Here is a 23537-nt window from a genome sequence, read left to right on the forward strand (position 1 = left end):
AAAATCACTAGGCTTATTCGGCATGGCCCAATTTATCAAAATAATATCAGAGAGTTAAGAAAGTTATTATAGATACTTGACTAATCGTAAGAAAAAGAGCTGCATATGGAACTCAATGATCATCAAGAAAAAAGCCTCATTAGTTGAAGAAGGTCCTAAAGATTTTCATCTATTTAGATAACATGGTCTTCAATACCTTGGTTATAAATATTCAATATTGTAGCAAGATCAATTGTTGTGTTCTCTATCCTTTCAATTATTTTTTCTTCTGCTTTGTAACTTGCATACCGCCGATGATAAGCATGATAACCCCAATTACTGCCAAAATAATCCGAACTTAGAATGGACTCAATGAAAACACTGTTTCACCTTGCAAGTGCAAGCTGAATAACCTTTCATTCAGCCCCACAATCGCCATAAATGGCTTAAGAAACAAACTTAGCGCTAATAATACTATCCCAAAAATAATATTGTTATTCATTTATTCAAAACCTCTTTTCCAATTAAGATAAATGAAAATTAGTACACAATAAACGAGCTATCATTACCTTTCTAGAATTTTATTCGATATTGTCAATGTTTGCTTGATAATATCCACAACAAGTCAAAAATTCGCTGTAATAAAAAAATGTCCACCATCTACCGTATGAAAAGTAGCTCCCCCACCTGCATAATATCTCCAGTCACACATGTCATACATTATAGTACTGTAGTCGTTGCGACCATTAATGAATGTAATATCACAAGCGAACTTCTAATGCGTAATTTAAGCAATAGCTTAAATTATTGTTTTCTGGAGCCTCTCCGCAAATTCTATGCAAATTACCTACTATTCCTTAAAGAAAATAGCTATCTTCTTCATCATTAACACATTAGTGGCAGAAATAATTTTAGAATCTGCTATTCTCATCTCTTGCCACCCCATATTTTATCGTCAACTATTCTGCTGGTTTAGTTTAAGTAGAAAATGTCTCCACTCCTTATTGACGTAAAGTACCTTGTTAGTTGAAAAAGAACCATTATTTTTATGACACATCATTATCCTATTAAGACAAAAGCCAGCATTAATGCTGGCTTTTTCACTTATCTAAAAATTATTTCCTTTTACATCATTTTTTTGAGGTATGGAATCTTACGCCATACAAAATGACTTAGCAAAAAGCTTAGAATGATTCCTAAAAACACCGTTATAAGAAATTTAGTCCAGACTGATATTGGTAGGTCATTAAATGTATATTGAAGGAAGACAACTACTGGGACATGGATGAAATAAACAATAAATACATTGTTCGCTAACATCTTTGACCAACGATTAGCGCCGTTAACTTTCTCTCTAAATAAAATTAGAAGACCGATTACAAGTGAAATACACAGTAACGTCTCAATTAATGATCGAGCCAACGAACCGAAGTTTTGTCCACCCTTTAAAAGAAAAGGATCTATCGTATTTCCTCCAAAATACAAAATGGTCACTATTAATATTCCACTAACAAGCCAGATGTATCCTGCTCTCGCACTCATAGTTAAAAACCATTTGCGATGATAAGCCATAATGCCTAAACAAAAGAAACTCACATACTGTGGTACATGTGCAAATTCAGTTTGAATAAATCCTAAAAAAGCTGTCCAATGATCAATAGGAAACCATATCCTTGTAATAAAAGTCACTAAACTAACGACCAACCACAGGGAGAGAATCTGATAAACCTTAATGTTTCTATCAGACTTTTGTGTGAATTTCTTAGATGTAAAGAAGGTCCAGACCGAAAACACAATCGCATACACAAGTAAATGCTCTAAAAACCATAAATGGCCAAATTGCATATCAGGCCATGATGGCCCAGTCCAATTCGCGGGTTCATTACCAAGTCCAAAAAATATATTAACATAGTAAGATAAAAATGGGATAGGTTCATAATCTCTGAAATTAATGTAATATAAATACATCAAAATAGGAATCATCACGAGAAATCCCAGTAGTAATGGAATACCAATTCTAATAAGCCGTTCTTTTAAAAACCGTTTTGGCCCTTTTCTGGCGATTGATTGAGGGAGAAAATAGGCTGATAAAAAGAAAAACATACTCATAAAAAATGCTGCATTTACAGAGAAAAACCTACCCAACCAGTTGATGGATTCACCATCCAAAAAATACCACCAACCACCTGGTCCATAGGCTTGTCCAGCATGGTGAGCTACTACAAGCATAATTAAAGCTATTTTTATATTATCGATGAAACATAAATGATCACTCTCTTTTTTCACCTTTAAAACTCCTTTCCCATTAAAAATTATACTTTAAATAATAGTAACGTATATTTCACCATTAATGTAAAGAGATTACATTATAGGTTAATAATCTCTTATTCTTGATTAATCATTTTTTTGCATTATCGTCATTCTGTGATATAGATAATAAGTTAGTTCCTACTTCAACTAACCTGCTGCGTTAGTAGAATAAGAGGCGGATAGATTTTGCTCATAAATAAAAACTGAACTATATTTTATTAATATAGTTCAGTTTAAAAATATACTATGGCCGTTTATAAACCTGTAACATTATCAATTGGTATGGACTTATACCATAATGGTTGATTCAAATTAAAATAGTCATGATCTTCTAAAATGAGATGGATTCTTTCTAATGCATCATCAAAAGATTGTTCATCATATTTTTTCGTCCACACAATCGTAGAGACGATATTCATCGCTGCATAAAGGGCATATATTCGCCAAAATGTATCGTCTGGAGATTCTGTAAAATAACCATTTATTTGTCCAATACAAAATGGGATACTATGTCTTCTGCTAAACAAAGAAAGATTATAAAAATCATGGTATGGGTCACCAAAATCATAACCATTAAAATCAATTACGCCATTGTACGTGTTATTTTGAACGATGATATGGCCAAGATGAAAATCATCATGAAGTAATGTTATAGGTCGATCTTTAAGAAGGTGGAAATTGTTTTCAATAAAGTTTAGTATTTTTTGCTCTTTTGGCAGTTGATAACTACCTTTTTTATATTCATTTAAATAAAAACTGAATTTCTTTTTTTGAGCTTCTTCCCAGTGCATCGTTTGTGGGACATGGGCATATAGCTGATGAATTTTTCTTAATTCTTTCCCAGCAGCAAGACCTATATTAAATTGCGCCACATCAGAAAGATTCCAAATGAATTCATCTGCAGGGTATCCTTCAATATAGCTTAATACCATGACAGAAAGATTAGCCTCATTCAATAAAGTACATTCTAAGGCTTTATTCGTTTGTGCGCCTTGTTTTTCTAATGCTTGAAGCAATGAAAATTCGACGGTTCTTTTTTCGTGATATTGTATGTCTGATAATCGTATAAAGTATTGATTTTGCCCGACAGTAACTATGTATTTTTCATCTGGTGAGTATCCTTTTTTGATTTTTTTTATAGATGAATACCCTTTAAGGCTCGATATGTAGTCTATTACACTTTCAATTAACAAAGTCAATTCCCCTTTCTCTCAACAAGTAACAATGAAAATGATACTATCTAATAAAAACTTTGTAAGCAGATTTCTTGCTTGATCTTAAACTCTTGCCCCCGTTAGTTCATTAAGAAAAGCGATTCTTATTAAAAAATACGCACTGTTGTTTAAGAATGAATCTTTACCCATTCTTCACATCCACCACTTTAAAACGCTCACAAACAAGGGGCATATCTTCCGAAAATTCACGTCCGATTGCGTTTAACTCATTTCTGAAGAACTTTTCATGAGCTTCCCACCAATATGTATAGGTTCTATCTCCTTCTCCTTCTTCAATAGCAAACTCTTCAGTGACCTCATTCATAGGAGTTAGCGTAACTTCTACTGTTTTAATAATTGCTACAGGTTTATCATTGTTGTTTAAAATAATGCTGTAATCCTCTGTTGTTGGCAGTGGTTCATTCTCCAGTTCATAAAAAATATATCCTGAGCATGTTGCTGTTTTACTTCCATCTACCACCAATTGCGCGAGATAATCAGGATCGGCCCCAAATTGCCATGCACTAACAGACTGAGGTTGAGGTTGATTCTTCCAATATTCATTCCAGTACTCCTGAGCCGCTTGATTCATAGTATCCCTCCATATGCGTCTTCTATTTTAGTAACATTTTACCATAAATAGATTAAGCACTCTAAAAATCTAATTCCATTAAATTACTAAATGTTGAAGTCATACAGCACTCTTCAACTAACTTGCAGCGTTTTCTGCAAAATATTGAAAAGTCTTATTGTAACAATGCTCATATACCTTTGAATAAAATTTGCATAAATAATGTTCATACAAAAAGCCACAAACACTGATTTAACAGCAAACGTGGCTTTTAATATTACCAAACTTTCATTGGGTACTATATTTTATAGAAAATTATAAAAAATATCATTTCATTTAGAGTCTATTTCTAAATCTTTGGATAACCGTATTCTTCTCAATCCATAACAATACTAGCAATGTTTTATTAATTCTCTATGATATATTTTCCCCATTTCTTTGTTTGAACATCTTTATCAGTTGGGTGTTGGATTTCAACATACGACTCAAATATTAAAAATACATCTTCTTCATCCTCAACTGTATCTTCGATTGTTGTATCAAAAGCCGATGTGAATTTTTTTTGATTTTTTATATCATCTGGGTGTCTCCACATGGATTCACACTCAGAACATGCTATCAAAAGGTTGCCTGTTTTCTTCTCCTGTACTATTTCTACCCACCCCTGATTGCATAAATGGCGCCAGGCTACTTTATTTTTATAGTAGTTCAACCGACAACATCCTTTTTTAGCCTTATTTATGGATACACACATGTAAAGAATACAGCATTTAAATATTTATTAACTTAGTTTAATATCTTACCAATTCTTTTTTGCTCTTGTTCTAACAAAAGATTGTACTCATTAAGCTTTGCATTATCATTTAAATGCTCTGCAAAATACTTTGCTTTATAAAATTTTTTGAAAGAGTTATTCTCTTTTTCAATTTCTAGAAAAGCTGTCTTCAAATCTGTATTTTTTTTAAACCACTCTAATCCATTAGTTATGAAATCTTGTTTTATATCACTTATGACTTCCTCGATATTAGAGCCATCTGGTTGTATCCACCAAATATCGTTACGCTCTTTTTCAGCAGGATTGTCAAAGTCATTAGTGTATTTAGATTGGTCAAGGCTACAAAATAACTGTCTTTGTAACTGGCATTGATGGGATTTGGGTAGTAATTCACCTTTTGTTCCAATCTTTATTTCACCATCTTTAGGTAGAACAAAGTCATAATATATCCCTAATTCTACATACACAGACATCGGAGACCATCCTGTTACATCTGAAAAATACTTTCCAACAGCAGTTATGTCCAATACCAAAATACAGTGGTCCTTCCAACCCCAATTACGTCGAGTATTAACTTTTTCAAATCCATTATCCTTTAATACTGGTGATAAAATTTTTCTAATCACTTTATTTATTTCAGGAGAGCCAATCATTCTTAGTTCACCTCTGAATTTTTTGTTACAGTCTATTAAAAATTGTTTCTTATTCAACTAAACAGTTTCATTAGCTTAATAACCATGGAATATTCATTTGTATTTCAAACTGAATTGTTGGTATTGGAAGCCCTTCGAAAAATAATGATAAACCTTCACAAAAACCTAATTCAACACCATAATATTTTTCAAAGGTAGGTGATGAAACTTCACTACCTTCCTCTGTAGGCATCCACAGTTTTGGTCCCTCAATTATTCTTCCAACAATATGATAAAATGCACCATATAAATGTGTACCATCTTTATTCTCCATATATTCAGAAACCTCTCCTTCTTTTCGAGGATCAATACCAAGTAAATTAAAGAGTTCTTTAATTGCTGGAGGGAACTTGTCGCAGGCTAAAACAAAATTTGCACAAAAGTCACAATCACAACCTTCGGTGATTAAATGATGTTTCCTATAAAATTCCTTTGTTTTATTTACATCTACCTCGATAGTCCAGGAACCTATTGTTATTTGTTTCATTAAATCCACCTTTTAAACCATATCCTTTATTTTTAATCTTATCAGTACCACTTGTTGGAGGAACTCCTCCGCTCTAACTTCTTTCCATAGAATACTTGACCTATCAAATCTTAACAATGTATTGCCTTACTTTATATATGTAATTTTTTCCTGATTCAATTAACTGCATTGTTAGTCTAATAAGGTAAAGGTTGACGAAGCAACAAGCTAAAGCTACTAGTAAGCTTTACAGATAAAATATAATGTTTGGTGAAAATGAAGTACTAACAAAGAAAGTTTAACCGTTACAGGTTCTTAGATGGGGTTAATGAGCTTATGATGGTTGAAAAGTGGCGTAGAGAAATCAAATTCTCACAGATTTTGTCCAATCTTTCCTACAAAGCCATGTAGGAGTTTGTAGGAGCAATAAAGGAATCATAACAAAAGGACTTGTGTGTAATTTTACTCACAAGCCCTTAGATTGATGTGTGAAAAATATTGTTGAAAAGTCGAGAAAAGTCCTCTACTTAAATTTCTCCGTATCGCCCTCGGTCGCCTTTAATAAGCTAACCTTATTCAGCGTTCTTATTAACAATTGAATCTTAAAGCTTTTTTGTGTAATAGTATCGCTTTCCCGTTAACGGATAATCATTGAGTACAAATTCTTCTTTATAGCCTAGCTTCACGTAAAAATTAGGTGCTTGAAAACTAAAAGTATTTAGGGAGGCATATTTGCAACCTCTATTAATAGCAATCTTCTCAGCTTTACGCATCAATTCCGTACCAATATGCTGTCCGCGAAGTTTTTCACTTACCCATAAATACTCTACTTCTAACCAATTTCCATGTGTATCACCAATCAACCCCGCAACTCTATTTCCTTCTTCATCTTCTACAAAAAGACCAATATCTTTTACTACCTTTTCTTCAATGTTATCAAGATTGTATTTTAATAATTCTTGAAAAATATGTTCTTTTTCTTCTTTAGTGACCTTTTCTGATTCAATGTATTTCATTTATTTAACCCCTTTATACGATTTTAATAAGTTTCCTAATACCTTAATTCAACACTTCTGCCCCCTTCTAAACTGACAGAAAACTCTACTCACAATAAAATACATAACATAATAAAGTGTGATTCAAGCCTTTTTAATTAACTGTTTAAAGAAGAAGCATTTTTAAAATATTTCTGAAGTTTTGCACCTGATACAGCTTTTAATGCCAATACCCCTAATAAGAAGAAGGCAAATGATCCTATTAACCCCACAGGACGAATCGAAGTTAATTCAGCAGCTAAACCTATCAAAACCGTTAAAGCAACAATGAAACCTGCTTCAATGACACTAAAGATGCTTCCGAATCTTCCCATCATCTTCACTGGTACATGATTTTGATAGAAAGTCAAATACCCTGTATTTGCAAACGTTACAGCAAACCCGATTAAAAATACACCAGGTACCGCACTAAAAAAGCCACTAGAACTATAAAGTACTAAATAACCTATTGAGGTAAAAATGGTACCAATACCTATTAAAAGATTAACGGCAAGTTGTTTTGAAAATACTGAATTAATAATTGATCCAATTATTATTCCAGCTCCAAAAACACTTAATAAAAACCCATAATTGGTATCTGATATTGAAAGTACTCCTTTAGCAAATGCTGCCTCAAGAGAATCGATTGCGGTCATGAATATAGTAGTACCACTAAATAATAAATATATTTTTGTGACATAGGAATTGTCCTTACTAAAGTTAAAAACAACCCAAAAATCAGTTTTTATCATATCCCATGTAAATCTTTGCCCCTCTGTCTCTTTGAGTCCTGAATCAACATCTGGTAGCATCATGATAATCAGTGCAGAAAAAAATAAAGCCACTGCATTCACATAGATGGCAGTATAGGGAGTTCCCACCCAAAATAAAATCCCTGCGATGGCAGGACCTATTAGTGAACCACAAGAGTTGATAAAACTACGTAGTGCATTAAAGCGTTGCCGATCTTTTTCAGGTATTAGTTTAGTCATATAAACCATAGATGTAGGTTGAAAAATGGCACTTCCCATATTAATGATAAACGCTAGTACATAAACATAAAAAAGTGAAGGTAAAAATGGAATTAACGCAATACATATTGCTCGGAAAACATCTAATCCCATCATAAGTCGTCGTGTATTTACCCGATCAATTAAACTACCTGCCCAAGCATTCGAACATATAGTTGCAATTGGACCTAGTATATATAATAAAGCAATTGCAAGCGGGGAACCTGTTTCATTCAATATCATTAAATTCAGTGCAATTAGGTAAACCCATGCACCCACATTTGAAATGCCTATTCCTCCTAATAGTATGAAAGGATACTTCCATCTGGACATAATCACCACTCCTATTTTATTTTTTTGTAAAACAAAATAAAAAAACTCACCCCCAAGATTGTTATCTTGGGGGCGAGTCATATCGCGGTGCCACCCCAGTTCATTTCTACATTCCTGTAGAAACCTTATCAAGTACGGCTTTGTGAATAAATCACCTGCGATACCCTATCTCTATAACGTGAGAATACGTTGCATCATCATTGTTCCAACAAACAAATCCTATACACAGCTCAAAGGCTTGTTTCAACACATTTCCTATCCCTCTTTTTCAGCTACCAGAGGTCTCTGTAGATAGTACGTATGTTTACTCTTCTTTTCACAGCTTTTTATATGTAATTTTGTAAATTTTATACTATTACGAACTGAAATTCAATACAAAAATTTTAATCGTTAATCAAATATGGAATTATTTTCATTTACAGTATTGTTGTTACAGAAATTATTTACTTCATGCATACCATTATTCGTATTCAATTAATCCGCCCCGTTAGTTCAATAAAAAGTTTAACTTCAGTAAACAGATAATCATTTATTTATTCTAGCAACTAGGAAAAGGTCGGATATTTTTTCTACAACAGTTCGTTTATTTTCAATGATCCACTCAGTCTCTTCACCATATTCATGATCTAATAAATAGACAGGAGGATTATTTCCTTCGTGTATATTTATTGCGTAAGCATCACCAATTGCTATTTCTACTCCGATACAAATATAACCATTTTCAAATACTGCACATCCAGGAACAGCGTCTAAACATTCTTCAATAATACACTTTGGATTCAAGAATTCGATTCGTAATTGAGGATCTTCATCTTCTGCATAAAAAGGAACCACCAATTCACTATCACACACTTCTACCGTAGTCATTAATTCTATCAACCATTCCGGAAGTTTAATATCTAGTTTTTCATTTAGGGCATTTATTTCTTCATCTGTCGCTATCCTAGTGGATGTTCCAGACCTTTGAATCATTTCTTTAGCATTTGTAATTACTTCATTTACCAATGTGACTCCCCCATACAATTGAAAATATTTACCTCTTCTTAAATTAACGCTATGCTTAAAATTCTTTTTACATGATCCTTACTAAAAAGTCTGTCAAATACAGCCTTTCTTTACAGCTATTACACCCCATTAACAGCAAATTTCTTTCCATTATCCACTATTGCAAAACTAATTAAAAAAAATCCAGCTAAGAACTGTAGCAGCTCCAACAAATATAAGAATAGTTATTAAAAATGTTATTGAAAGACAACCAAAGATAATTAATTTATCTTCAAGTTCTGTTGGAACATCTGGTTCTTCTACTAATTTTTCTTTTACTTTATATAAAAGTGCTGTGTCTAATTCCAGTCCTATCAAAATTTCAATATCGCCTTTATACTTTAAAGCTCTTGCTATATTATTAATGTCATTTCCCATAGAGTTTTCAAATTCTATACACGCATGTATCATTATTGAGGTCTTATTCTTTTCTAAATACCAATATCGACCAGCCATTGCAGGATATTTTAACTCGAAATAAATATCTCCCAACTTTTTACGGAGTTTTAATTCATTTGGAAAGGTTGATATTAACCCGTGTAATCTATCCCTTGCCTTCCCCAAATCATCATTTTTTATATCCTCTTCTATTCGTTTTAAAGCCTTTGAAATTTCCTTTTTCAAATAAAAACACCCTCGTTTATCCTAATTCCTTACTTACTTTATAATAACCGTTTCCAATTAGGGTCTTTTTCGTCTTTTTCATTAGGTTTTCTTACAAATTCAATACACCTTTCTTCACAAGAACCAAATTCAATAAAGTTTTTTTGTGCTTGCCTTAAGGATGGAATATTAGCTCCTCCTTCACAATCAGGGTCATCAAATTGAACTCCATCATCTTCCCAATAACAAATTCCACATATATCATAAGTTCCTGGGGGCTCTTCGTCTAATGTTCTATATCCACAACAAGGGCAAGTATATTTCATATAATTTCTCCCACACTTTTTTATTTTTATCTTTTCATACTTCTTATCCAACTAAACTGCTTCGTTTGCACAAGAAGAAACAAGATGCTGCCGCTGCAACACCTTGTTAAACTTTTGCATCCTATAGTTCAACAATATTTTTTCTTTATAATTTCTATTGAAGTTTCATCAATACCAGTAATATTGGATATTGATATTGATTTTAATTCAATGCCCTCTTTTAATGCTTTTCGCGCAGTCGTTATGTTTTGTTTTATTTCAGAAATAATATTTTTTATGGATAAATGGTCAACAACTAAATATTCATCTAATACTCCCCCCATCCAAGTCGAATTCAATGGAGTATGTTCCAATTTCTTTATCAAAGTAAAAAAAATTCACAGTAAAGAACACAAATGCTTCAACCCTTGAGAAGTTATATATTAATTCAATGGATTTTTCTTCAACACTAATGAATTCTTCGTACAACTTCCCATTAAACGTGTCTAAATAGTCATATCTATCTTCCTCACGCCATTTCCTAAAACTTTCCCAAAATCCCTTAATTGTTTGATTTTTTGCATCGTGTTTTTGTTCCCATTCATGTAAGGTTTTAGCGTTCAAATCAAACACCTCTTTTTATTATCAAGTTATTTATTTTCACTTTATTTACATATGTAATTTTTTCCTTCTTTAACTAAACCACACCGTTAGCACAAGAAGAAAAATGGGGCTGTCTAAGCATTCCAATGATCTTCAAGCAAACCTCCTTGAGGATACTAAATTCAATAATTTTCTTTTTTCCAACTTTTATATTCTCGAAACTCTAAAAAGCTATAAACTAATATCGTTGATAAAATAGGGGCAACATAATGCTTCGGAGGTCCAAATATACAGTTAGCAACAATGAAACCTGTAATATAAAGTGCCATATATAAAAGATATGATTTTTTTCGATAGGTTAAATATAGTTTTACCTTACTCATTACTTTTCCTTTCACAACAAAATACTTACTAATTATCGATCTTGATCTATTCTGTTTAGTTTGTAAAAAACGTCTTCACTTATTGGAGAAATGCCACTGTTCTAATTTCTTACCAAAGAATACTTGACCTATCAAATCTTAACAATGTATTGCATTTATTCATATATGTAATTTTTTCCACACCCCACTCAACTTCTTAGTTAAGGTATATTTCTACACAAGTTATTGATATTCGACGAAGTAGTGAATTACTTTATTTATTAATCTCCTCAAAATCAAAATTCCAAAATTATATTTCGCTTAGATATACAAAAATCCATATTTCAGGAGGGATCTATATATGAAAAAACATACTACAATCGGAAAATTCATTTTGGGATAGGCTTCTTTATGTGTATGAGTGGATTTGGAACGTCACTCGGCCCTCTTAATTACAATTCATTTATTCCGAACAAATCTGCAGCACTACTATACATTTTTATTGGAATTGCTTTTTTGCTAACTTCAAACTTTATTAAAAATAGAACGTATCGATAACCAAATGTTTTTTCTTTACCTTCACATATTCACTCAATATAGGGATGTAATTTAATATTGTACTTTACTATATCTGCTCATATCAGTTCCTTAACTCTTAAGTGATGCCACCCTATAAAAAAAAGAAACCACCTCAAAAATAATGAGATGGTTACCTCTTTCAGTTAATTGATACTGTATTCTGGATCTGTTACTTCTTTTTTTAATATTGCTGCTTGCATTGCAGAAATCTGTCCCTTTTTTACTAATTCATTAATTGATTTGAACATAATTTTTTTATTATCTTTTTCAAATTTCAGTCGTTCTTTTTCCCTCTCTAACCACTCAATGGAAGTACGATGTTTGATAACTACTTTTTCAACAAATTGATTAAATTTCTCTTGTGCTTCAGATCTTGTATGTACTGAAAATAGTATCATATTAAACGGCCACTCAGGATTTCTTCTGTGCGAGGAATCAAAAAAAAGAATTTCCTCCTCCTCTGAATAATCTCCAAATTGAATATCCCACTTTCCTTGGTCATTTTTATAACCAATGGCCTCGATTCTCTCTTCATATTCTTCAGCGTAATAGTCAATATGCCAATGTGCGTTTTTCAAATGTTCCTGTATTTCTTCGGCATACGGTTCAAACGATGTCTTCACATCGATTAAATCCATTCCTTGAGAAAGGTTGTTACTTTGAATAGGGATAGGTTTAGGAAGTTCTTCATTATCATATAAGATTCCTGCTAAAGAGTAAGCTAAATCCTTTTCTGCATTTTTTATCGCAATAAGTTTGGTTTTGCCCCAGCACAAAGGAATATCCCACCCGTTTTCAGGAAAAAGAGTAGGGAAATAAACACCATATGTTTCATCAGCATCCTGTTGTATAAATGCTGGATAAACTAATTCTCCGAAATATAACATAGCTGCACACCCTTTAATCATAACTTCTCTTTACAATAAACTATTTTACGATAATTGCAATCAAATCTATTTCAACTTAATTGCCTAGGATCGTTCAATAAAGAAAAAAAGAGCTGCCCATGCAACTCTTTGATTTTCAAGGAAAGCACCGTCACTTTAATAACAATTTTATTTTCGTTTACAAAAAGAACAAATTGAAACACTATTTGAACTTAAACCAATATGTAGTAAATACTAAAATCAAGTTAAAAAAATAAAATGGAGACTATAATATCGACCTATATGTCCCTATTATTATTAGAACTCCTTTGATGCCATTTAAATTAAACTAAATTATGTTATCAATCACTGGTGGCAAGGTTGCACCTAGTATTATAAAAATAAAAAAGTATGGAACAAAATTAAATGCAAACAGCCCACTATAAGATTGATATTTTTTATCAGAAAGCCTTTCAGATACTGGCATGTATATTACTCCTTAGTCTTTTCCCTATTGTGAAATTTGAAAGGAAAAAGTATCTCCAACATCCGACGAACACCCACTTAAATAGTATTCAACGCCTTCATCATTATTTCTTGATTCTAAATTAGAACAAGACGTACTTTTGATTCCCTTTCCAGAACCCGCATATCCATCTTGTGAATCATCATAAGTATATTGAATTTCGTTGCCGTCATAATTTAATTTTAAAAAAATTGGGTCTCCTTCAATCGTGTACATTGTAATACGAACATCATCTTTTACACCTTTTTTAGCATTTTTTATAAAATTCTCGAATTTATCTAAGTTACTAATTTTTCCGTGAACATTGACTACATCGCCATTCTTCATTGCCTCTTCGGGGTGAGAAGATTTCTTCAGATTGTTAATTTCACTTTCCTGTTGGCAACCGAGTAAAAATATTGATAATAGTGATAAATACAGAATTAAACCAAACTTTTTCAAACATATCACTCCTTCTATAAAGGTAGTCGTATTTCTTTTGTTTTCGTTTCAAGATTATTATGTTTTAATTGCTGCTCCGCTTTAAAATAAAAAAAGAGCGTTTGAACAGCTCTACGCTTTGCTTCTAAAGCACCATGTTCGGATTATAAGGTCAACCAGAGAAATTTAGTTAACTATTTCATTTAATTTATAAGCTGGCGTAGAACGGAAGCACCCATGGAATGCCAAATTGCCATTCTCTCCTTAAAACGAATTATTTTTTGCAGCAAGATTAAATTTACTAAACGTTATTTTCTATTTTGTAAAAGGAAATTCAGTGTCTTTTTAACAACCTTCTTTTAAAACTTTTTGATTTTTTTAGAATTATATAAGTTATATAAAGAAAGCCATTAAAAAAAAGTAAAAAAATACACTGCACTACTGTGATGTACAAAATCATTAAAAAATCTGCGTGTAATACTAAGGTTTCACCAGGAGGCTTTTCTTTGAAACGAAACAATAACGGATAATAAGAAAGCAATATAAGCCCAAAGCATATGCTCATAAAATTCAAGTTTGAATTTACTAAACCATAGAACACTATTGATAAATACAATAGTTAAAGGAAAAATTATATATTTAAAAAGTACTATATCAATTATGTTAAATAGTATTGAATCATAAATGAATGGAGCTATACAAACAGGTTTTCTTTCTTATTTGATCTCTTTTAAATACCGATGTTATGCGGTCCCTTATATGATTACAACCAAATTTTTGCTAATTGTGAAACTCCTTTTATGATCTCTTCCTCACTTAAATTACCCAATCCAAGTAAAATGTGTGGATATTGTGGTTTATATTTCGAGAAAGTTTGTGAGCATGGATGAACTGCTATTCCGTGTTCATATGCGCTTTCTATTAGCATTTTTTCACTCATTTTTGTTTTAACTTCAATAATAACGTAAACTCCGGAGCTACTACCTTTTATTTCAACATCATTTTTAAAGTGTTTTAGTAATTCCCTATTCAATAGGTTCATTTTACGTTTATACAAAGCCTTCATCTTCCTTAAGTGTGAGTACCAATATCCTTCATTCATAAAGGCCGCCAATGTTCTCTGATGAATAGATGAGGATGTTTGCTCAAGCAAAGGAAGTATCTTTTTATATTCACTTACTAGCCTCTTTGGCAAAACCATATAACTAACCCGGATAGAAGGTAGCAATGCTTTTGAAAAAGTTCCTAAATAAACCACCCTATCATTAGAATCTAAGCTTTGAAGAGATGGTATAGGTTGATGAATGTAACGAAATTCACTATCGTAATCATCCTCAATAATATATCCTTCCACCCTTTTTGCCCATTGAATTAACTTTAATCTTTCATTGACGGGGATAGTTACTCCATATGGAAAGTGGTGAGTAGGAGTGACATATAAAAGTCTAGAAGGTGACTGTAAAAGGCGATCAACTTGAATGCCTTGTTCTGTTACCGGGATTGGATCTATGATAAATGACTGAAGCGCAAATAGGTCCCTTGCCACATTATATCCAGGGTCTTCTACTGCCAGATATTGATAGTCTTGCTTTAGCAACAGCGTCAAAAGTAATAACAAGTGTTGTGTACTACTGCCAATAATAATCTGTTCAGCAGAAGTATTAACCCCTCTTGATTGGAACAAGTAATCTACTAGTGCCTTTCTTAATTGAATATCGCCTTGCTTTTCTCCGTATGAAAACATGCTAGGGTCTTTAATAACTTTGTTTGTAAGCATTCTCCATGTTTTCAAAGGGAAGTTCTCTTGATCCACTGTCCCGATTTTAAAGTCAATCGTTTTTATGTCAGTTTGATTCTTTTCATGATGCTGTTCTTTAATAGGTTCATAATTAAGCGTCTCATCCGATATATTTGCATCTACAAAAAACCCCTTTTTGTTCTCACTTCGAATATACCCTTCCGATTGCAATTGTTCATAAGCTAGCTGAGTTGTGTTTCTGCTGACCTCTAGTTGGAGAGCAAGTTGCCTAATCGATGGCAACTTTGTATTCCACTCTAATTTACCAGATAAAATCTGAGTTCTTATGTATTGATAAACTTGTTGGTACATTGGAATATTATTTTCTCGATTGATATTAAAAATTAGCTCATTCATTATTGAAATACCTCATCTGTCATTTGTGTTTATTGTAAACTGTACCTTTTAGAAATGACAGTATAAATGAATAATGAATTTAGAAAAAGGTCACTGATAACATTATTTATGTACATATTTTGTGGGAATCAACTTGATAGCAGTAAGAATTCAAGGAACTTCTGTTATCTTGGAAGGTCTTAGCATAAGTTCCTCTGTTTCAGCGGGTGGTACAAGGAATTTAATATTTTGAGGAGGTGGAAATATTGGATAAACCTCGATTATGGACAAGAGATTTTATCAGTATTGCCATTACTAATTTTCTCGTGTTTACAACATTTTTTTATTTATTGGTCACATTACCGATATATGCTATACAAGAATTACATGGTGCCAAAACTGAAGCTGGACTTATTACTACAGTTTTTTTGATTGCCTCCATCCTAACACGCCCATTTGCAGGTAAATGGATCGAAAAGGCAGGAAAATATGTCGTTTTTATAAGTTCTCTCCTTGTTCTTTTCGCAGCTTCAACTTTGTATTTTATTCCGCAATCTTTGATTGGCTTACTATTTCTTCGTTTTTTTCATGGAATTGGCTTTGGGATGGCCACAACAGCCACTGGAGCAATTGTAGCTGATCTCATCCCTGAATCCCGTAAAGGAGAAGGAATGGGGTACTATGGACTAACGCTAAATCTTGCTATGGCTATTGGTCCCTTTTTAGGTTTGACTGTTATGCAACAAACAGCGACAAGTCTAATGTTTATCATCAATGCAAGTTTTGCTTTCTTTGCACTCGTTGCAGGATTATTTGTTAAGTTACCTAAGAAAACTTTTATGCAAGAACGGGAAATTGAACGAAACACAAGCATGAAGATTGGAGATTATTTGGAACGTTCCGCTATTCCTGTATCATTGGTGTCAGCTTTCTTTGGACTGATTTATTCAGGAATTATTTCCTTCGTTTCCTTATATGCTAAAGAGCAAAGCTTAGTGGAAGCTGCTAGTTATTTCTTTGTTGTGTACGCAGTGGTTCTTTTAATTTCACGACCTTTTACCGGAAAATGGTTTGATTTATTCGGGGCAAATAGGATCATTTATCCCGCTATTTTATGCTTTGCAGTCGGTACGTTCTTACTGAGTGTATCGAATACTTCCTTGTTATTTCTTGCATCAGCAGCCCTTATTGGTGTTGGATGGGGAACTGTATTTCCTAGCTTTCAAACTATTGCTATTCAAGTAGCACCTCCTAAAAAAAGAGCATTGGCTACGGCTACATTCCTTTCTATCTATGATTTTGGGTTCGGCATTGGCTCATTTATCTTTGGTATTGCCGCAGCTAAAATTGATTTTGGATCAATATATTTTTATTGTTCATTCCTTATCATAATCGGAATAGGTGTTTATTATTTACTGCATGGTAGACTATCTTCACATTCTATTGTGAAAAAGGTAAAGAAAGAGATTGCTTAGGGTTTTGACGTCAACAGCATATAATATATGATCATTTTCACGCTTTTGCCGTGTAAAATCGATTCTTCAACATATATCATGCTGAACTCGATGTTCCTACTGAAAATATACGTTTGAAAAGAATAAAACGCCACTTCTACTTAAACATTGAAGTGGCGTTTTGAGTACCCAGCGTTCGATCTCTCACACTTCCATATCTGCTAAACTCAGATTTCACATGACAAGATTCCACTACAATTTCCTTATCAAGCTTCCATAATCTCACTATCAGCATCTACTTTATGAACTTGTTAAAATACTTCTTCTAGTAAACATATCGGTTTTCCAATAAATATTGGTACTTTCGAAAAAATATGTAGATACTAATATGTGACTAAAGGTAGAATAATAAATGATAGATTATGACTAGATTATAGATTAAATGGAGGTTTTCAGGATGTTAAGAAATTTGTCTATCCTCTTACTGGTGTGTTTATTAGTAGGATGTTCGAGTAATGAGGGAGTTTCTAAGAAAAATGAAGAGGCTTCTGAGAAGCAAACAGCAGAGCAAGCTCTCCCTCAATCGAAAGAAGAATGGCAGAGTACGGTAAATACAAGTGAATGGTATGAGCAAACGAAATCTAAATTCCCTGTAGCGGCTGAACAATTTGTCGATTTTGATGGAGATAAAATCCCTGAATATATTTTGGGTTATAGTGATCAAACCAATTACGGCTACATCGTAGGGAAATATAATAGAACAAATAAAGCTTGGGAGAACTGGAGTGATCTACACTATGAATATCCAATTCATAACGAAATTGCATTCCATGGCGTACTGAATGGACCAGATGATAAAGAAATACTCATCGCGAGTGACTTTCAACCAGGCGTCAAAACGATTTCACATGAAGTAAACCTTATTAAGGCTTCTGATGATAATTCTCGTGTCATATTGGGCTTCAAAGCATATGCAGAAAATAGGGAGGATATAACTGTAAATCCCACTACAAATTCCTTTCATTTAGTAGGGACAGAAGTAAATCAAACCTATGTAGTAAAAGACAATCATCTATTAGCAAATAATGAAAAAATATTGCTAGAAACAGGACTTCCAATAATACATAATGAAGCATTTATGAAAGCATTAAATAATAGTTTCACCAAAACCGGGATTTCCTTTATGGACACTATTGGTGATGGCGTTCAAAAGAATAAGGCTATAGCGAAAGAAGAATCTTTTGAAGGTGTTTTATGCAAATCGTATGAAGATTACTCAATTTGCACTACATTTTACGATGGAAACATAAACAACGGACCAATTACACATGTTCTTTTATTTAACTTTAAAGAAGTAACGGCAAAAGATATTTCAAAAGCTATAAATCAAAAAGTGACAATAGAAACAAATGATTTCACGGATACTATTGACCAAATACTTTATTTCGCAACATTTACTGTTGATGATATAGTATTCCATGCTGAATTCGATGGATCTACTGAAAATGCGCTTTTGAAAAGAATAAGTATTCAAAACACTAATGAGCACTACGAATTTTAGTAGAATTGAAAAGAGTGTAACAAAACTCAAACGCCACTTCAACTTAAACATTGAAGTGGCGTTTTGAGTACGCTTCTTTAACTTACCATATCTTCTCCACCCATTCAGGATGATCTATATATGGATTTCGATTACCTTGGATTTCGTAAATTTTTTCATTTCTTTGTTTTTCATATTCATCTACGGGATCTTGCTTGTGCCATTGTAAAAGAACAGAAAGTTTACCGTGATAAGGAGCTGTTCCATTATTAACTTTGTCATTTAATTCAAGATCCACCTTATCTCCAGCTTCATAGCGAGTGGCCATATATAATAGTATACGTGCTACATCACCTTTTACGCGGTTAGGTGGTTCGAATGAATCTGAATCTTTCAAGCAACCATTACAGCCTGCCACTGGACTGCCACCATTGTCAAAGTCTAAATTTCCTCTTGAGCTATTAACTTGTACATCAGTTGGGCGTAAGTGATGGATATCTGTTCCTGGTCCATTGCTTGTCCCAAAGTTACCATGTGACTTTGCCCACGTATGCTCTCGGTTCCAGTTCCCTACATTGCCACCACTATTTGTTTTTGGACTAGATTTCCCAGAGTAAAATAAAATGACATTACTCGGATTAGCAGGATCTTCATCCGTATACTTCAATGCATTCCAAACATCATCATAAGAAAGTACCTTTTGTACGGAGATAATATCATGAAGAACCTTTTTCAGTGCTTGACCTTCCTTGTTATAAGCACCTGTATAATAATCATTAGCAATGACTGTCACGCTGAAACTTGTTGTGACACTTTTCTTTCCATCAGATGCTGTAACGCCAACAATATGACTACCCTCTGTTAAATTAACTGTTAATACCGTTCCATTTATCGTCCCTTTTGTAGCAGTAAATGAAAGTTTATCCCCATCAGGATCGGAAAAATGATTGGTTAAATCAATTTTAATTTCCTCACCAATAGCTACAGTTTTGTTAGTAATAGGTTCTTTAATGATTGGTTGATTGTTTTCAGCAGGCAAAGAAGGATTCACAATCGGTTTCCCCTTCGAATTTGTAAATTTAATTTGCTCAGGAGCTGCACCCTTTTTATAGATTATCGATTGTATATCCAAATTTTCAGCGCCTCTTATTTCACTGACATATGGACCTTCAATTGTGAGTGTTTTCACGCTATTGCCTTTAAGGTCGACAATCATCCCTGCTTTCACTGGACTAAGGATAACATCAGTCGTCTTAAAGCCTTCTCCATGTAGTTCTGCATAGCCACCTTTAAGGAACACACCTTTTGGAATAACAGATTGCGCATCTAAATGAAGTGCTATACTAGGTTTATTGATTGTTAATTTGTTCTTTTTGAAATTCTTATAGTCATATACTATTTCCGGTTTAATCGGTTCAACAGTTGAATCTTTATTAACATCGATTTGAACCATTACTGGATCATGGTCACTTGCACGACCTGCCATGTCTGTAAAATCAGCGTTAATATGGAGAATATCAACATCTGTTTTCTCTGCCAAATTGTTTGACACTAAAATATGGTCTAATACTTGTGAATTCCCCTGATATACATATGTGTAACGATCAGGAGCCTCTACCTTATTAATCATATTCGTCATCCATTGACCTTCATGGATTTTAAGCGCATCCGCAAATTGATAATCATTAAAATCACCTAAAGAAACAATGTTTGCATCTGGATTTTTTGATTTAACGTCTCCAACAAAATTAGAAACAATATTAGCGATTTTTTTACGTTGTACTTCACTTCCATACTGTGGAGGCTGAATCGAACCAAATAATGGGGTATCTCCACTTTTAGAATTCCAATGATTTGCGATCACAATTACATCTTCATCTTGGAATTCAAATTGCGCTGCTAAAGGTTTACGGCTACTTTTAAACGATTCATTTGCTGGATCAATACGCCCAGGGTTCACTGTTAATTTCCCATCTTCATAACCAACAGCTGTTGTCGCATCCCCTGCTGGAATACCATCCTTTAACTTCACTCGCTCTGGATTATAAAGGAAGCCAACTCGAATATTTGCATCTGGTGCTCCACCGTCTTGATTGTTAATTGGATCGATATTAACATACTGATATTCGACTCCACCTACACCTTTAATAGCATCAATTAATCTTTGATAACTTTGATCCGCTTTTGAATCACCTGCAGATGGACCGTTATTATCTTGCACCTCTGTTACACCAACAATATCAGGACTGCCCATATCAATACCAATTGCTCTTGCTAATTTTTTCGCTTTATCATCAGTAGTAGAAGTTTTGTTATTAGAGAAGTTCTCCAAATTATAAGAGGCAATTGTTAACTTATCTTCTTCCTTAACTATTTTTGTCGTCTCAGGTGATGTATTTCCTTTTTCATGAGCTGCCTTCATCTCATCTAGAGAAGCATAGATTTTAAAGTTTTGATAGGAATAGCCTACGATTCCCGTAATTGGCCCTTTAAATTTATCACCTGTAGCCACTTCAAAATCACGTGCAGCGCCATTCGGTTCTAGTCGGAATTGAACTCTGTTTGGATTTGCATTTTCTTTCTCATGTAATACCCCACCGTGAATTGTGTTTGTTGGTTCACCCTCAAGTACTGTTACTAAATCCCCATGCTCTTGTGGTGCTACCGCTTTCACGTTTTCAACTTCTACTCTCATGCCTTCGATACTTTCCCAAAAATCAATAGCGTCGATTGTTGGATTAAAAATCCCAAGATTATCACTGTCGATTTTACTAAAGGACATTTTTAACTTATCGATTCCAATTGCTTTTGGTAAGGCTACATTACTTTTAATGACCTCCACTTTTCCTTCTTGATCGTCACGCACATTAATTTGTGTTGTTTTTAAATCTGTTTGCTGCCTGTCATCATAACCATCGTATGCATATTCGCTTACTTTACCTTTAACAGATACTAAATCCCCAACCTTTATTGGCCATGGTTTCTTTCCACTGTACAGAAAAATACCTTCAGAAGTGTTCGGATCTTGATCGGCTAATTCATCTGGTGTTTGAATCGTATAATACCAATTATTATTTAACGTGAATGAATAAGTTACGATCCCTTCAATTCCTTCAACTGTTTTACCATCAAATGTTGTAGCATGCCCTGCACCTTGAATATCATGAATTTGTAATTTATCTGCAATGTTATATTCAAATGTAGTTATTTCACTAAACGTGCCATCTTTAGCTTTAACGATTGTTTTTAAAGTCGTATTTTTGCTAATTTCAATTGGTGTCTCATATTTAAGACTTTTATCAGTTGGCTCTGTACCATCTAATGTGTAATAAATTTCTGCATCTGCTGTCGATGTTGTTAAAGTTACTGTTGTTTTCCCAACAAACGTCCCACTTCCAGGAGATGCGCTAGCAGGCTTTAGTGCTGCACTATCCACTACGATATCTGCTTCTGATCGAGGAATCACCTGATAGTCTTTATCGAACTGTTGAACAATTCCAGTGATAGATTCATAGTTTGTACCAACAGTTAAGCCTAGCGAATTTGTCTCATCTCGCACAAGAAAATTCGTTCCGTCATTTGCAGTAAAGTTCGCCCATCCTGCACCTTGTTGAACATCTGTAAGCGTAACATTTTTCACTGTTACTAACTGCGATTCACTCTCTTCATTCACTTGAGCCCCCGCTACTACCTTTGGAGCAGGTACCCCAGCATTTTCAACTTTTTCAACGATTGTAGCACCATCTAATTGTAGTAAACCACGATAGTCAACTAACTTCCCTTTTAACGTAACTTCATCCCCGACAGACATAGCTAGACTAGTAGGTCTTACCGCAATACCACCTGTCTCATCTTGGACCGAAAACGTATTTTTCAAGCCTGCTGCAACTCTACCTTTGATCGTTACCGTTTCACCTACACTTTTATTCCGAGCATCTCCAATTGAGAGAATTGCCGGTACTTCGGGGTCAACAGGACCACCTGTATTGCCATCCATTACGTGTTGGCCTAAATTGGAGAAATTATCTACCGGTAATGAATCCCATTCCGATGCTGCATTAAAAGGATCATTAACAGTTGTATCACCCGTCAAAACTGAACTCTTTCTTACTAAAGTTACATCTTTAGCAAAATCTGCTGAAGAACCAACTTGTCCAATGGAATCGACTATTTCACCAGATTTCCTTAATACGACTGGATCATTTCCATTGAAATTAATAACCGTTATGTTTTCTAGATTTCCTTTTGCTTTAATGTTTGGATCTGCATCTTTATGATGTAAAACATACGTAGCACCGTTTTCTAGAGTACCTGTCAAACTCACTTTATTCTTCGCGGTAGCTTCTCCGTTCGTATGAAGTTCTAGCGTATAATTACTTAAATCAACCGCGGCACCTGTACCATTATAAATTTCAATCGCTTTATTGAAGGAAGTTCCTTCAATATACTCTGAAATGATTAAATCCTTTGCAAGTGTTTCAGCATTTACTGTAATGGGTGCTACAGGTGCGACAATACTTGCGACTAGAGTTGTTGCTAAAAAGGTATTTAACGGCTTCTTCCAATTCTTCTTTGACATCAGGTCAATTCTCCTTTCAATTTAAAGAATGTCAGTTTTTTTGCAAAAGATACTTCCGGTTTAGGTCTATACCGTACAGACGACAATTATCGCGTACGCCATGTCGTAAATGGTCGAACTATTCAAAACATATTTCCC

21 protein-coding genes and 1 other annotated feature are annotated in these 23537 nt (G+C 33.7%); of the genes, 2 read left to right on the forward strand and 19 right to left on the reverse strand.

From position 1 onward, the window contains the following. Positions 1-1104: 1104 nt before the first annotated feature. The 18 genes from ACQKN4_RS22475 to ACQKN4_RS22560 form a co-directional block, all read right to left on the reverse strand. Positions 1105-2265, reverse strand: coding sequence for an acyltransferase family protein (locus tag ACQKN4_RS22475; RefSeq protein WP_079560209.1), 1161 nt, complete (start codon positions 2263-2265; stop codon positions 1105-1107). A gap of 278 nt (positions 2266-2543) precedes the next feature. Further along, positions 2544-3482, reverse strand: coding sequence for an aminoglycoside phosphotransferase family protein (locus ACQKN4_RS22480; protein ID WP_427484852.1), 939 nt, complete (start codon positions 3480-3482; stop codon positions 2544-2546). Positions 3483-3645: 163 nt separating this feature from the next. Beyond that, positions 3646-4095, reverse strand: a complete 450-nt coding sequence (locus ACQKN4_RS22485) for an ASCH domain-containing protein (protein ID WP_427484853.1) — start codon at positions 4093-4095, stop codon at positions 3646-3648. Positions 4096-4480: 385 nt separating this feature from the next. Next, on the reverse strand, positions 4481-4786 hold the full coding sequence (locus ACQKN4_RS22490; protein ID WP_427484854.1) for a hypothetical protein: 306 nt from the start codon (positions 4784-4786) through the stop codon (positions 4481-4483). 74 nt (positions 4787-4860) lie between these two features. Continuing rightward, a complete protein-coding gene (locus tag ACQKN4_RS22495; RefSeq protein WP_427484855.1) occupies positions 4861-5559 on the reverse strand; it encodes a DUF4304 domain-containing protein in 699 nt (232 codons plus the stop codon). Between the two features lie 13 nt (positions 5560-5572). After that, positions 5573-6028, reverse strand: a complete 456-nt coding sequence (locus tag ACQKN4_RS22500; protein WP_427484856.1) for a hypothetical protein — start codon at positions 6026-6028, stop codon at positions 5573-5575. 581 nt (positions 6029-6609) lie between these two features. Further along, positions 6610-7023 carry a GNAT family N-acetyltransferase gene (locus tag ACQKN4_RS22505; RefSeq protein WP_079560202.1) on the reverse strand — a complete coding sequence of 138 codons (414 nt, stop codon included), beginning with the start codon at positions 7021-7023 and terminating at the stop codon, positions 6610-6612. A 137-nt stretch (positions 7024-7160) separates the two neighbouring features. After that, a complete protein-coding gene (locus ACQKN4_RS22510; RefSeq protein WP_079560375.1) occupies positions 7161-8384 on the reverse strand; it encodes an MFS transporter in 1224 nt (407 codons plus the stop codon). Between the two features lie 65 nt (positions 8385-8449). Further along, positions 8450-8713, reverse strand: a binding site (T-box leader). 196 nt (positions 8714-8909) lie between these two features. Next, a complete protein-coding gene (locus ACQKN4_RS22515; protein WP_079560201.1) occupies positions 8910-9389 on the reverse strand; it encodes an SMI1/KNR4 family protein in 480 nt (159 codons plus the stop codon). A 168-nt stretch (positions 9390-9557) separates the two neighbouring features. Beyond that, positions 9558-10052: a DUF6584 family protein gene (locus ACQKN4_RS22520; RefSeq protein WP_427484857.1), complete on the reverse strand. Its 495-nt coding sequence runs from the start codon at positions 10050-10052 to the stop codon at positions 9558-9560. 38 nt (positions 10053-10090) lie between these two features. Continuing rightward, entirely contained in the window at positions 10091-10357 is a 267-nt protein-coding gene (locus tag ACQKN4_RS22525; RefSeq protein WP_079560200.1) for a CPCC family cysteine-rich protein, read from the reverse strand. Positions 10358-10485: 128 nt separating this feature from the next. Then, entirely contained in the window at positions 10486-10680 is a 195-nt protein-coding gene (locus ACQKN4_RS22530; RefSeq protein WP_427484858.1) for a hypothetical protein, read from the reverse strand. Next, complete coding sequence (locus tag ACQKN4_RS22535) at positions 10661-10960, reverse strand: hypothetical protein (protein ID WP_427484859.1); 300 nt, start codon at positions 10958-10960, stop codon at positions 10661-10663. The genes ACQKN4_RS22530 and ACQKN4_RS22535 overlap by 20 nt, the downstream gene beginning before the upstream one ends. A 161-nt stretch (positions 10961-11121) precedes the next feature. Next, positions 11122-11322, reverse strand: a complete 201-nt coding sequence (locus ACQKN4_RS22540; RefSeq protein ID WP_427484860.1) for a hypothetical protein — start codon at positions 11320-11322, stop codon at positions 11122-11124. A 701-nt stretch (positions 11323-12023) separates the two neighbouring features. Further along, entirely contained in the window at positions 12024-12767 is a 744-nt protein-coding gene (locus ACQKN4_RS22545) for a type II toxin-antitoxin system HicB family antitoxin (RefSeq protein WP_427484861.1), read from the reverse strand. A 328-nt stretch (positions 12768-13095) separates the two neighbouring features. Beyond that, on the reverse strand, positions 13096-13233 hold the full coding sequence (locus ACQKN4_RS22550) for a hypothetical protein (protein ID WP_427484862.1): 138 nt from the start codon (positions 13231-13233) through the stop codon (positions 13096-13098). A 24-nt stretch (positions 13234-13257) separates the two neighbouring features. Continuing rightward, positions 13258-13713, reverse strand: coding sequence for a DUF4362 domain-containing protein (locus ACQKN4_RS22555; protein WP_427484863.1), 456 nt, complete (start codon positions 13711-13713; stop codon positions 13258-13260). A 742-nt stretch (positions 13714-14455) separates the two neighbouring features. After that, positions 14456-15847, reverse strand: coding sequence for a PLP-dependent aminotransferase family protein (locus tag ACQKN4_RS22560; protein ID WP_079560196.1), 1392 nt, complete (start codon positions 15845-15847; stop codon positions 14456-14458). A gap of 245 nt (positions 15848-16092) precedes the next feature. Between ACQKN4_RS22560 and ACQKN4_RS22565 the strand changes: the two genes are divergently transcribed. Both ACQKN4_RS22565 and ACQKN4_RS22570 read left to right on the forward strand, forming a co-directional pair. Then, positions 16093-17301 carry an MFS transporter gene (locus ACQKN4_RS22565; RefSeq protein WP_427484864.1) on the forward strand — a complete coding sequence of 403 codons (1209 nt, stop codon included), beginning with the start codon at positions 16093-16095 and terminating at the stop codon, positions 17299-17301. Between the two features lie 436 nt (positions 17302-17737). After that, on the forward strand, positions 17738-18841 hold the full coding sequence (locus ACQKN4_RS22570) for a hypothetical protein (RefSeq protein ID WP_079560194.1): 1104 nt from the start codon (positions 17738-17740) through the stop codon (positions 18839-18841). A gap of 82 nt (positions 18842-18923) precedes the next feature. Here the strand turns inward: ACQKN4_RS22570 and ACQKN4_RS22575 are convergent, their stop codons facing one another. Further along, positions 18924-23399, reverse strand: a complete 4476-nt coding sequence (locus ACQKN4_RS22575) for an endonuclease (protein WP_427484865.1) — start codon at positions 23397-23399, stop codon at positions 18924-18926. Positions 23400-23537 lie beyond the last annotated feature (138 nt).

The organism is Lysinibacillus sp. NPDC093692 (assembly GCF_050280125.1).
Taxonomy (GTDB): Bacteria; Bacillota; Bacilli; order Bacillales_A; family Planococcaceae; genus Lysinibacillus.